Raw genomic sequence first — 11,648 nt, forward strand, 5'->3', positions numbered from 1 at the left:
ACGGAAATTTTTGTGTAGAGGATATCAATAGTACTAGTTATACAGGCAGTACTACCTAACACTTGGAAGAGCAGCAAAAAGCCATTGAAACCTCCTTCAAAGAAAGTTTCAATGGCTTTTATTACTTCACCAATAGGGCATGCCTGCCAGTTGATGCTATTAATCTTAACACAAGGGAATATTAGCCGAAGTATCTCTCTAATAAACCTTTAAATGCTTTACCGTGGCGAGCTTCATCTCTGGCCATTTCATGTACAGTGTCATGGATAGCATCCAGATCAGCTGCTTTTGCACGTTTTGCAAGATCAAATTTACCTGCTGTAGCGCCGTTTTCAGCAGCAACTCTCATTTCCAGGTTTTTCTTTGTACTGTCTGTTAAGACTTCACCAAGTAATTCTGCAAATTTTGCAGCGTGCTCTGCTTCTTCATGAGCAGCTTTTTCCCAGTATAAACCGATTTCAGGATAGCCTTCTCTGTGAGCAACTCTGGACATAGCCAGGTACATACCAACTTCTGAACATTCTCCTTCAAAGTTTGCTCTTAAGTCTGCCAAAATGTCTTCAGAAACACCTTTTGCAATACCAACAACATGTTCAGCAGCCCAGCTCATGCCTTCTTCCTGTTTTGTGAACTTGCTTGCAGGTGCTTTACAGATTGGACATACCTCCGGTGCAGAATCTCCTTCATGAACATAACCACATACATTACATACAAATTTAGCCATTTTATCAATCTCCTTTTTATTTTATGGGGTTTTCTTATAACCCTTATTTAATATTAGTAATTGTTACTGATATTAATATACTCCTTAACAGGTCATTTGTCAATAGGTATTTGGAAAAAATTTCAAATTATTGTGACTGTGATTATCTTAATAGTGGTTATGGTATTTCGATAGAATTATTTTCTTGGAAAAGTAATTCTGCGGGACCCCGGAATTTTATTCTGCTCCATAGAATCCAGAATTTCATCTATAAAATCTTCGTCGTCGTCCTCATCAAAATCATCATCCTCTTCGTCCTCGTCATCATCCTCGTAAAATGAATCAATTTCGCAATATGTAAATTGAGTCACATCTGCTTTATCGTCCTGATAAAGGGCAGAAATGATTTTTTCAGCCAATGGAAGGGATATTTTTATTCCAAAATCTTCTTCCGGTCCACAAAACTCTAAAATTTCTTCATCCATAAGATATTCTGCTTTGTTAACATCCATGACACTTAATAATTGATCCATATTTTTGTACAGTACTTTCATAGGTTGTTTTCTCCTTTTAAAATAGATATGTTTTAGCGCTTACCAATATTATGCATTATTTTGCGGGAATTGTCATCTGTTATTATAAAAAATTAATGATAATAATGTAAATTTTATGAAACATGAGCTGACTTCAAATATTGTGTGTCAAAAAAGCTCGAAAAATAAAAAAAGTATGTATCCTTAGTAACAAGAATACATACTTTTATATTTAGAGTATAGTGAAATGTTATCGTGATTAACCGAAATATCTTTCTAATAAACCTTTGAAAGCTTTACCGTGACGAGCTTCGTCTTTTGCCATTTCATGAACAGTGTCATGAATTGCATCCAGATCAGCAGCTTTTGCACGTTTTGCAAGATCAAATTTACCTGCTGTAGCGCCGTTTTCAGCAGCAACTCTCATTTCCAGGTTTTTCTTTGTGCTGTCAGTTACAACTTCACCAAGTAATTCAGCGAATTTTGCAGCATGCTCTGCTTCTTCATAAGCAGCTTTTTCCCAGTATAAACCGATTTCAGGATAGCCCTCTCTGTGAGCAACTCTGGACATAGCCAGGTACATACCAACTTCAGAACATTCTCCTTCAAAGTTTGCTCTTAAGTCTGCTAAGATGTCTTCAGAAACGCCCTGTGCGATACCAACAACATGTTCAGCAGCCCAGCTCATGCCTTCTTCCTGTTTTGTAAACTTACTAGCAGGTGCTTTACAGATTGGACAGACTTCCGGTGCAGAATCTCCTTCATGAACATAACCACATACATTACATACAAATTTAGCCATTTTTCAATCTCCTTATCTTATATAAATATTTTTTGTACCGACCCGGCAGTAGAATACCGGATCGATGAATAATTAGTTTGTATTTTGAATTTTAGAAATCAGTAACGATTACTGATATTAATTTATCATAACTCTTACATGAAGTCAAGCTTTTTTTGTGAAATTATGATTTTTTGATGCAATCCGGACAAACTCCCATAAAATGTGTAATATAGCCGTCTATTTTACCTGAAAAATCCTTTTGTGCGACATTGACGATTTCATCAATATTATCCATTTCTAAATCGAGCACACTGTGGCATTTCGTGCAGACAAAATGATTGTGTGGGTTTGTATTATAGTCAAAGCGGTCTGCGCCGTCTCCTGTTACAATTTTTGTGATTTCTCCCAAATCGGATAACAGGGCAAGGTTACGATAAACTGTTCCCAGACTGATCTTTGGAAATTGCTCCCTGATGTTCATATATACAGTGTCGGCAGTGGGGTGGTCTTTTCTGGTTGCTAAGAACTCTATAATAGATTCCCGTTGTTTACTGTATTTTAGAGTAGCCATGATTCACCTCCTTATAATAATGATAACGGTTACTGATTTTATTGTATATGATTATTTAACATTTGTCAAATGTTTTATTGATCAGTTTATATCAAATTATGCCTGATTTGCCTTGTTTTTTACTGATTTGAGTATAAATGAATCAGAAGGAGAGTGAACCGGTATTATTTGATTTTTGTATGGGATAAAAAGAGACCGTTTAAGTGAAAATAAGTAAAGGGTGACATATTTTACAGAACTGCGGTATAATACTAATATTAAGGTAAATACTGTAAATACAAAATAAGGAGTAGTAAACAATGGAAAAAAAATTTGATACAATTATAATCGGCTCCGGACCGGCAGGGCTGGCTGCGGCAATTTATGCAGAAAGAGCAAAATTAGAATGTCTTATTATTGAAAAAAATTATGTAAGCGGCGGTCAGGTAATCAATACTTATGAAGTTGATAATTATCCGGGCCTGCCAGGGATCAATGGCTTTGATATGGCCACAAAGTTCAGAGAGCACGCAGACGCTTTGGGAGCAGAATTTGTTACTGCAGAAGTAAGTGACATTATAATAGAAGAAACGGATCGGAAAGTTGTTACGGATCAGGGTGAATTCATTGGAAAAACGGTCATTTTAGCTGCTGGGGCGAGACACCGTAAATTAGGAGTTCCGGGAGAAGAAGAACTGGCTGGCATGGGGGTATCCTATTGTGCTACCTGTGATGGTGCTTTTTTTAAAAACAAAACAGTTGCCGTTGTAGGCGGCGGTGATGTTGCCGTAGAGGATGCAATTTTTCTGGCAAGAGTATGTGAGAAAGTATTCCTTATTCATAGAAGGGATGAGCTGCGTGCAGCAAAGATTTTGCAGGAGAAGTTGTTTGCATGTGGTAATGTAGAAGTCATTTGGGACTCTGTTGTTAACAGCATTAACGGAGAAGAAAATGTAGAGTCTGTAACAGTAACTAATATTAAAAATGAAAAAGAAGAGAAAGTTGCTGTGGATGGTGTGTTTATAGCAGTAGGAATTCTGCCTAATTCTGAGGTGTTTCAGAATATCGTGGAAACAGATGAGCATGGATATATTGTAGCTAATGAAGATTGTGTTACAAATAAGAAAGGAATTTTTGCAGCAGGAGATATTCGTACAAAAATGTTACGTCAAATTATTACAGCAGCCGCGGATGGTGCAAATGCCGTAACTTCCGTACAAAACTACCTTATATACGCATAAACAGAGCATCTGGCCTTCCATTATATTATTACAGATTTAAAAAATATATTATCGGCATTGACAAATCATGTAATATTTGTTATGATAGCAATGTAATAATTTTAATAATTTCGTAATAAATAATAATTGAAAGATAAGATATATTGGAGGTCGAGGATAAGTAATGAAGAAAAGGATGATGAAGATTGCAGCCTGTCTAATGGCAGCATCTATAACTTTTGGAAGTACTGGGATATTAACAATGGCTGCTGGTGCAGATGTACCTTTAGCAGGATTACAGGCTAAAGTTGAAGAAAATAAAGATGCAGGCCAGTCAACTGAGAATACTACCCCAGCCGAGCCAAGTAAATATGATGGACTTGCTATTGCGCAGGTAAATGATGATGCATATGTTAACATCAGAGATGCAGCGAGTACGGAAGATGGAAAAGTACTTGGTAAACTTTATAATAATTCAGCAGCTGAAATTCTCGGTCAGGAAGGTGACTGGTATTTAATTAAATCAGGCTCTGTAACAGGATATGTAAGCAAAGATTTTTTTGCAACAGGAGCAAAAGCAGAAGAACTTGCCAAAGAGGTAGGGGAAGAAGTTGCTACTGTTAACACAACAACATTAATGGTACGCCAGGATCCAAATACAGATTCTGATGTTGTTACACTTGTTGGTGATGCAGAAAAACTTCAGGTAGAAGAAGATCTGGGTGACTGGGTAAAAGTTTCGGTAGATTCTGATGTTGTAGGATATGTAGCAAAAGACTATGTAGAGTGCGATACAAAATTTGTGGAAGCAGAATCAAAGGAAGAAGAAGAAGCGAGAATAGCAGCAGAAGAAGCGGCTTATCTGGCGGCAGTAGAAGAAGCAAGAAAAGCTGATGAAGCAGCAGCAGCACAGGCAGCAGCTGAACAGGCAGAAAAAGATAAAGCCTGGTTAGAGTACTTAGATTCTCAGGAACAGGCAGCAGCAAATCAGGCAGCGCAGGAAGCAGCAGACGCACAGTCCGCAGCAGATGCATTAGCAGCACAGCAGGCAGCAGCAGAGCAGGAAGCAGCGGATGCAGCAGCGAAAGCTCAGGAAGCAGCTGATCAGGCGGCAGCAGAGCAGGCAGCAGCAAACGCACAGGCACAGGCAGAGGCGGCAGCACAGGCAGCAGCAGATGCACAGGCACAGGCGGATGCACAGGCAAAAGCGGCAGCAGATGCACAGGCAGCAGCGGATGCAGCAGCACAGCAGCAACAGCAGCAGCCTCAGACAGACGGAAGTCAGTCTGGTGGAAATACAGCAGATAATCAGGAACAGCAGTTTGGTGATACAACAGGCGGATCTACAGAGACACCGGATGCAGGACAGTCTTCAAACGCATCTGGGCTTAGACAAAGCGTTGTAAGTTTCGCATTACAGTTCGTTGGAAATCCATATGTATGGGGCGGTACAAGCTTAACAAACGGAGCTGACTGTTCAGGATTTACACAGTCTGTTCTGGCGAACTTCGGTATTAGTATTCCTCGAGTTGCAGCTTCTCAGGCAGGCAGCGGCAGAGCAGTAGATCTTGGAAGTATTCAGCCAGGCGACCTGTTATTCTACAATGGCGATGGTGGAATTGGACATGTATCTATGTACATTGGTAACAATCAGGTAGTTCATGCCAGCAGTTCTACAACAGGAATTATCGTATCTGATATGGGTTACAGACAGCCATGCAGTGCAAGAAGTTACTTAGATTAATTTGAATTAGGACCTTCACTCGAAAGAGTGGAGGTTTTTTTGATATGGGACTGTTTATTCCTGGATTTGTTTTATAAGATAAAATCGGTTTGCCTTGAGCATATTCCTGAGAGCAGACGAGGGGAGAGTGGAATGATTTAATATTTGCTACAATATGGAAAGGGAAAAAATTTAATACAATTCAAAAAATTCCTCACAATTCAAAGGTTATACAAGATGCACAAATTTTGTCGAAACTTGGAGAGAAGTGTAAAATCCGTGTGTATAACTGTGTCGAGTTATCCACATCGAAAATGTCGGAAATAGTGGCAAAATGGAGTTATACACTAAGTTATGCACATTATCCACATAAAAGATCGAATTTTCACAGGTTTACATAGTATTTTTTAGGAACAAACGTTTTGTAAAATGTGATAATTCGTATTTTTATGTGGAAAAAGAGCTGATTGGGTATTGACTTTTTTATCGTCTTAATATGGTTTTGAAAAAATGAAGATGATTGCCATTTTCAGATAATATGGATAATTGTGTATTAATTATTTTGGAGGGCGGGTATCTGGGTAAAGGAGTATATGGGACGGAGTTTAAGAGAGGAAACAAGATGTGTTGAGATGTATAAGAATAGGTTGCTTAGAAAGTGGGGGATTCAGGAAATAGACGATTTAAGAAGTAAAATAGTTAAGCTGGATGAAATGCAGAATGCAGGTAAATACCGCTGGCATATTATGATTTATAACGCTCTGATTGCCTGTTCTAAGGCAATTTATGAGCAAGGCATAAAAGCCATCACCAATACTCAAAATGAGGGCATATGAGGCGATTAAAGTGTAGAGAAATGGAATAGCGTTTCTTTGGATGAAATAAAAGAAGAACCAACTGTTATTAACAGTTGGTTCCGGAATATTTCGTATTTAATGATCTGTCGTTGGCTATGCCCAGTAGCGCATTGCCGAAACCGGTGTTGTATAGTCAAAGTCTGATATTATAATGCCGGTTGTTGCGTTGCTGGCATGAATGATCTGCCCATTACCAATGTAGATTCCTACATGCCCTACCGGGCTGTAATAGAATACCAGATCTCCCGGAAGCAGATGTCTCTCATCCGGTATCACAGATTTTCCTTTGTTATAGATACCACCCCAGGGTGAATAACCATTTGCCTGGTCTTCCGCAACTCTTGGAATGGATATGCCGAAGTGCTTCATTACGCTCATGGTGAATCCGGAACAGTCCGCCCCATTTGTCAGACTGGTGCCGCCCCATACATATGGGTTGCCGCGGAATTTCTTGGCATAAGCTGCGATTTGTTCGCCTTTTGTAGCATCTGCAGGAATATCCGGATCAATATATGCGCCGTCTGCATCGAATGTATAAGCTACACCGTTTACCATAATTGTAGCGGATGCAACCATAGAACCGTCAGTATTGAAATAATATGTATGGGTCCCGATATCCAATAAGCCGGTTTGCATCACTCCGTTTAAGTCAAAATAGAATCTCTTATTGTCAATTGTCTGCCAGCCTTTTACTGCGGCAAAATCACTGCCAAAGTAATAGCGTTTACTATCGACGGTTACCCAGCCTGTCACCTTATTATATTTTTTATCGTTATAATAAGTTTTTCCATTTTCATAAAAGAGACCTTTGGTGCGGGTTTGTCCATCACGGTATCCGCTTGCTGACACATGATACTTACCTACCCATTGACTGGAAGCCATGCTGCCATCACTCTGAAGATAACATTTCTTTCTGGTTGGTCCGTATGTCATCCATTTATTTTTGGCCATAACGCCATTTTTATCAAAGCAATACCACTTGTCGTCTAATTTCTGCCAGCCTGTCACTTTCTTGGCAGTTGAAGGGCTGAAATAATACCGTTCCCCTTTAATGGTTGCCCATCCGGTTACCATAGCGCCCTTTTTACCGGCGTACATTGTTTTTTTACTTAACCAGCGATTCTTTTTTACAATACCGGATTTAGAGGAGTAGTAGCGCTTGCGACCTACTTTATACCATCCCGTTTGCATTTTACCGGTTGATTTATTGAAATAGTATGAAGACCGGCCGATCTTTGTAAATCCGGTTTCCATCGCTCCGGTATCAGGATCCAGGTAATATTTCCCATTTGGAAGAGTGAGCCAGCCTTTGGCTTTCACACCCTGATCGTTATAATAATACCAGGTCTTTTCGCTCTTGGACTGATACCAGCCATTTTTCTTCTTTTTTGAATAGGAACTTGTACCGGAATCTCCGCTGGAGGATAGTACTTTATTTCCATAGGCGTCAAATTCTACGCCGTTTACTCTGGTATTACGTGCCATAGACCCGTCAGCCGTTACATAAAAATTACCAATCCACGTATTTTTGGCCATTTTACCATTGGCTCTTAAATAGTACCATTGGCGGTCTGTGTAAACCCATCCGGTTTTCATGATACCCTGTTTATCAAAATAGTACCAATTTCCTTTTATCTTCTTAAAGCCAGTTGCATAGCCAAGTGTAGAATTCGTTGTGTACTGTCGTCCCTGATCCGTCACTTTCCAGGCCGCCTGAACATCAGGGGCAGGTATAGACGTAGCTAATATTCCTACCAGGGAAAGCACTACAAGAATTTTTTTCTTCATCCTATACTCCTTTGATATTTTCATTCTCTTTTAAATATTGCGAGTGTGTGTATATACGTTACAAATATATTACACTTCATTTAAAATAGTAGCCCATCTGGAAGGAAATGTCAACATTTATTCATGAAAAAGCAAAAGAAAAGTCCATATCTATGTATGTTGCACAGATATGGACGCCTGATTTTGTATGCTATGACGAAGTAATATTTGTCATATTTAGTATTATTTGGAATGCATACGTTTTATGACTTTCAGTCTTGTGAATTCTTCACGTTCTTTTTCTTCCAATGCATTTTGAATACTCTTTGTGAGTTCGGTGTAAGTAGGGATTGTAATGTTTTTCAAAGCATTGGCACGTTTTTGTGTCTTCTTGATATTGGTTGCAAGCCGGTATGCAGAATTCTCGATCATGGAAAGTCTGATCGTCAGTTCCTTTACTTTCTCGAAGGAAACCTTTGCTTCATCCAGTGACCGTTTCGTCGTATAATAAGCGTATGTTGGTTCATTTACGATGGGATCTGCCTCCACAAGAGGAATTTCAGTTCCCATTACGCTTCGCGTTTTTATACGAATGGAATTCTCAACCGGTACGGAGAAAGAAATCTCCTGTACATAGTTGATACCGTGCTCGATATTAGCTCTTTGGAGAGCAGCATAGGCGGTACGGAATGTTTCATCAATCTGTGATTGAATATCCTGCGCCTGGTCAATCAGCCCCATAATCTCTTTGATCAGGATATTTCTCTTCTTATCCATCAGATCGAAGCCCTGTTTTGCAAGAGCCAGAGAGTTCTTAGCTAATATTAAGTTACCCTTCGTAGGAAATGTATTTGGATTCATTAAATCACCTCTGACTCGGCAGGTTTGTAGTATTTATCAAGAACCTTTGTATCGATACGGTCAAGTTCTTCTCTAGGAAGCATTCCAAGAAGTTCCCAGCCTTTTTCCAGGGTATCGATAATGGAACGGTTTTCGTTTTCGCCCTGTCCAACGAATTCCTGTTCAAAAGATTTACCAAACTTTAAATAAATTTTATCGAGAGGAGACAGTTCGTCTTCACCGATAACGCTTGCCAGAGCTCTGGCATCTCCAACCTTAGCATAGCAGGAGAAGAGCTGGTTGGCTACGTCCTGATGATCCTCCCTTGTATATCCGGCTCCGATACCATCCTTCATCAGACGGGACAGAGAAGGAAGAACGTTGATAGGCGGATAAATTGCCTGGCCATGTAACTCACGGTCCAATACGATCTGTCCTTCGGTAATGTAACCGGTGAGGTCAGGGATCGGATGAGTAATATCATCATTTGGCATGGTCAGAATCGGGATCTGGGTTACAGAACCGCTGATGCCCTGTACAATTCCGGCTCTTTCATAAATCGTTGCCAGTTCACTGTATAAGTAGCCAGGGAAGCCTTTTCTGCTTGGGATTTCACCTTTCGATGAGGAAACCTCACGCATTGCTTCTGCAAAAGAGGTCATATCCGTTAAGATAACCAGGATATGCATGCCTTTTTCAAAAGCCAGATATTCAGCTGCAGTAAGAGCAACCTTCGGTGTGATCAGACGTTCAACGACCGGGTCGTTAGCCAGGTTTAAGTACATAACAACGTGATCGGAAACACCGCTTTCCTCGAAGGTTTTGCGGAAGAATTCTGCTACGTCATATTTAACACCCATAGCGGCAAAAACGATAGCGAATTTTTCATCTGAGTTATCACCAAGAGAAGCCTGTTTTACGATCTGTGCCGCTAGTCTGTCATGGGGAAGTCCGTTTCCTGAGAAAATAGGAAGCTTCTGTCCACGGATCAGTGTGGTCAGTCCGTCAATTGCAGAAACGCCGGTACGGATATAGTTACGCGGATATTCACGGGTTACCGGGTTTAACGGAAGACCGTTAACATTTAATTTAACTTCGGGTGTAATTTCTCCGAGGTCATCGATCGGCTGACCGATACCGTTGAAAGTACGTCCCAGGATATCCGGAGATAGTGCGATCTCCATTGGATGTCCGGTTAATTTTGTATGGGTATTTTTCAGGGACATATTCTCATTTCCCTCAAATACCTGAATGATTGCTTTATCTTCATACAGCTCTACGATACGGCCCAGTTTCTTTTCGGTTCCTTCTACTGTAATCTCAACGATTTCTTCGAAAGAAGCATTCTGGACTCCTTCTAATACAATAAGGGGGCCGTTGATCTGACTAAGTCCTAAATATTCAATTGACATGATTTAACCCTCCTATGCATTTTTAGCTAAAACTTCATTATAAAATTCGTCGATTTCTCTCTTGTAGTCGTCGAATTTTTCCAGATGATCGTTTGGAACATCATATTTAATAGAAACAATTTTGTCAAAAATGTTGCTTTCTTTTAAGATGGACATTGGCATTCCCATAGTAACCAGGGCTTTTGCTTTTTTATTCAGGTAAAGAATAATTTCCATCATTTTGAACTGTTTGGTCATCGGAACGCAGGTATCATCTTTGTGGAAAGCATTCTGCTGTAAGAAACCGAGACGGATTACCCTTGCGATTTCCAAGGTAAGCTTCTGGTCATCCGGGAGTACGTCACCACCAATCAGTTTAACGATTTCCATTAAACTGCTTTCCTGGTTTAAGATAGCCATAATCTGATTACGGTTATCTACAAAGTTTGGATCTACGTTGTCTTTGTACCATGGACCAAGGTCTGTCAGATATTCACTGTAGCTGGTCAGCCATTGAATAGCGGGGAAATGTCTTGCATAGGCAAGGGATTTATCAAGTCCCCAGAAACATCTTACGAAACGTTTGGTATTTTGTGTAACTGGTTCGGAGAAATCACCACCCTGAGGAGATACAGCTCCGATGATAGATACGCTTCCTTCTGTTCCATTTAAATTCTGCATAAGTCCGGCTCTTTCATAGAAAGCAGATAATCTGGATGCCAGATATGCCGGGAAACCTTCCTCAGCAGGCATTTCTTCCAGACGTCCGGATAATTCACGAAGAGCTTCTGCCCAACGGGAAGTTGAATCGGCCATGATTGCAACGTCATAACCCATATCACGATAATATTCAGCCAGTGTAATACCGGTGTAGATAGAAGCTTCACGGGCAGCAACAGGCATGTTGGATGTATTTGCAATCAGAGTCGTTCTGTCCATCAAAGGATTGCCGCTTCTGGGGTCAACCAGTTCCGAGAATTCTTCCAGAACCTGTGTCATCTCATTTCCACGTTCACCGCAGCCGATATAGATGATAATGTCGGCATTGGACCATTTTGCGATCTGATGCTGTGTCATGGTCTTACCGGTTCCGAATCCGCCGGGAACAGCAGCCGTACCACCTTTTGCAATCGGGAACATAGAATCGATAATACGTTGTCCGGTAATTAAAGGTTTGCTTGCAGCATAACGTTTTTCGGTTGGTCTTGGAACACGAATCGGCCATTTCTGTGCTAAGGNTAATTTCTTTCCGTACCATCCGGTAACTGAATGGTAACGAT

General features: G+C 40.3%; 10 protein-coding genes and 1 pseudogene. 3 read left to right on the top strand and 8 right to left on the bottom strand.

What is annotated here, in order from left to right; translation table 11 throughout:
- Window positions 1-181: 181 nt before the first annotated feature.
- The 4 genes from RHS_RS24060 to RHS_RS24075 all read right to left on the bottom strand — a co-directional run bounded on the left by RHS_RS24060 (window position 182) and on the right by RHS_RS24075 (window position 2,591).
- Entirely contained in the window at window positions 182-724 is a 543-nt protein-coding gene (locus tag RHS_RS24060) for an NADH peroxidase (RefSeq protein WP_027295615.1), read from the bottom strand.
- Between the two features lie 176 nt (window positions 725-900).
- A complete protein-coding gene (locus RHS_RS24065) occupies window positions 901-1,257 on the bottom strand; it encodes a hypothetical protein (RefSeq protein WP_044297696.1) in 357 nt (118 codons plus the stop codon).
- A 238-nt stretch (window positions 1,258-1,495) separates the two neighbouring features.
- Window positions 1,496-2,038 (bottom strand): NADH peroxidase, encoded by a 543-nt coding sequence (locus tag RHS_RS24070; RefSeq protein ID WP_027295617.1) that lies wholly within the window; start codon window positions 2,036-2,038, stop codon window positions 1,496-1,498.
- 163 nt (window positions 2,039-2,201) lie between these two features.
- Window positions 2,202-2,591, bottom strand: a complete 390-nt coding sequence (locus RHS_RS24075; RefSeq protein ID WP_027295618.1) for a transcriptional repressor — start codon at window positions 2,589-2,591, stop codon at window positions 2,202-2,204.
- Between the two features lie 299 nt (window positions 2,592-2,890).
- Here RHS_RS24075 and trxB point away from each other — a divergent pair, with 299 nt between their 5' ends.
- The 3 genes from trxB to RHS_RS24090 all read left to right on the top strand — a co-directional run bounded on the left by trxB (window position 2,891) and on the right by RHS_RS24090 (window position 6,349).
- Window positions 2,891-3,811 carry a thioredoxin-disulfide reductase gene (gene trxB, locus RHS_RS24080; RefSeq protein ID WP_044297695.1) on the top strand — a complete coding sequence of 307 codons (921 nt, stop codon included), beginning with the start codon at window positions 2,891-2,893 and terminating at the stop codon, window positions 3,809-3,811.
- A 163-nt stretch (window positions 3,812-3,974) separates the two neighbouring features.
- Window positions 3,975-5,534, top strand: coding sequence for a C40 family peptidase (locus RHS_RS31850; protein WP_027295620.1), 1,560 nt, complete (start codon window positions 3,975-3,977; stop codon window positions 5,532-5,534).
- A gap of 611 nt (window positions 5,535-6,145) precedes the next feature.
- Window positions 6,146-6,349 (top strand): hypothetical protein, encoded by a 204-nt coding sequence (locus RHS_RS24090; protein ID WP_141728688.1) that lies wholly within the window; start codon window positions 6,146-6,148, stop codon window positions 6,347-6,349.
- 114 nt (window positions 6,350-6,463) lie between these two features.
- On the opposite strand, the gene RHS_RS24095 is transcribed toward RHS_RS24090, so the two are convergent.
- From RHS_RS24095 to RHS_RS24110, 4 genes and pseudogenes are all read right to left on the bottom strand, one after another.
- Window positions 6,464-8,158, bottom strand: coding sequence for an NlpC/P60 family protein (locus RHS_RS24095; protein WP_047834596.1), 1,695 nt, complete (start codon window positions 8,156-8,158; stop codon window positions 6,464-6,466).
- A gap of 222 nt (window positions 8,159-8,380) precedes the next feature.
- Window positions 8,381-8,998: a V-type ATP synthase subunit D gene (locus RHS_RS24100; protein WP_027295623.1), complete on the bottom strand. Its 618-nt coding sequence runs from the start codon at window positions 8,996-8,998 to the stop codon at window positions 8,381-8,383.
- Window positions 8,998-10,389 (bottom strand): V-type ATP synthase subunit B, encoded by a 1,392-nt coding sequence (locus RHS_RS24105; protein WP_027295624.1) that lies wholly within the window; start codon window positions 10,387-10,389, stop codon window positions 8,998-9,000. The genes RHS_RS24100 and RHS_RS24105 overlap by 1 nt, the downstream gene beginning before the upstream one ends.
- A 12-nt stretch (window positions 10,390-10,401) precedes the next feature.
- Window positions 10,402-11,648: pseudogene (locus RHS_RS24110) on the bottom strand (V-type ATP synthase subunit A); the annotation flags it as partial.

The sequence above is a fragment of the Robinsoniella sp. RHS genome, assembly GCF_001029355.1.
Classification (GTDB): domain Bacteria; phylum Bacillota; class Clostridia; order Lachnospirales; family Lachnospiraceae; genus Robinsoniella; species Robinsoniella peoriensis.

What these genes read in the sequence shown, in the direction of transcription:
- RHS_RS24060 (WP_027295615.1), bottom strand. Translation starts at nt 724, where the DNA reads ATGGCTAAATTTGTATGTAATGTATGTGGTTATGTTCATGAAGGAGAT.
- RHS_RS24065 (WP_044297696.1), bottom strand. Translation starts at nt 1,257, where the DNA reads ATGAAAGTACTGTACAAAAATATGGATCAATTATTAAGTGTCATGGAT.
- RHS_RS24070 (WP_027295617.1), bottom strand. Translation starts at nt 2,038, where the DNA reads ATGGCTAAATTTGTATGTAATGTATGTGGTTATGTTCATGAAGGAGAT.
- RHS_RS24075 (WP_027295618.1), bottom strand. Translation starts at nt 2,591, where the DNA reads ATGGCTACTCTAAAATACAGTAAACAACGGGAATCTATTATAGAGTTC.
- trxB (WP_044297695.1), top strand. Translation starts at nt 2,891, where the DNA reads ATGGAAAAAAAATTTGATACAATTATAATCGGCTCCGGACCGGCAGGG.
- RHS_RS31850 (WP_027295620.1), top strand. Translation starts at nt 3,975, where the DNA reads ATGAAGAAAAGGATGATGAAGATTGCAGCCTGTCTAATGGCAGCATCT.
- RHS_RS24090 (WP_141728688.1), top strand. Translation starts at nt 6,146, where the DNA reads ATGTATAAGAATAGGTTGCTTAGAAAGTGGGGGATTCAGGAAATAGAC.
- RHS_RS24095 (WP_047834596.1), bottom strand. Translation starts at nt 8,158, where the DNA reads ATGAAGAAAAAAATTCTTGTAGTGCTTTCCCTGGTAGGAATATTAGCT.
- RHS_RS24100 (WP_027295623.1), bottom strand. Translation starts at nt 8,998, where the DNA reads ATGAATCCAAATACATTTCCTACGAAGGGTAACTTAATATTAGCTAAG.
- RHS_RS24105 (WP_027295624.1), bottom strand. Translation starts at nt 10,389, where the DNA reads ATGTCAATTGAATATTTAGGACTTAGTCAGATCAACGGCCCCCTTATT.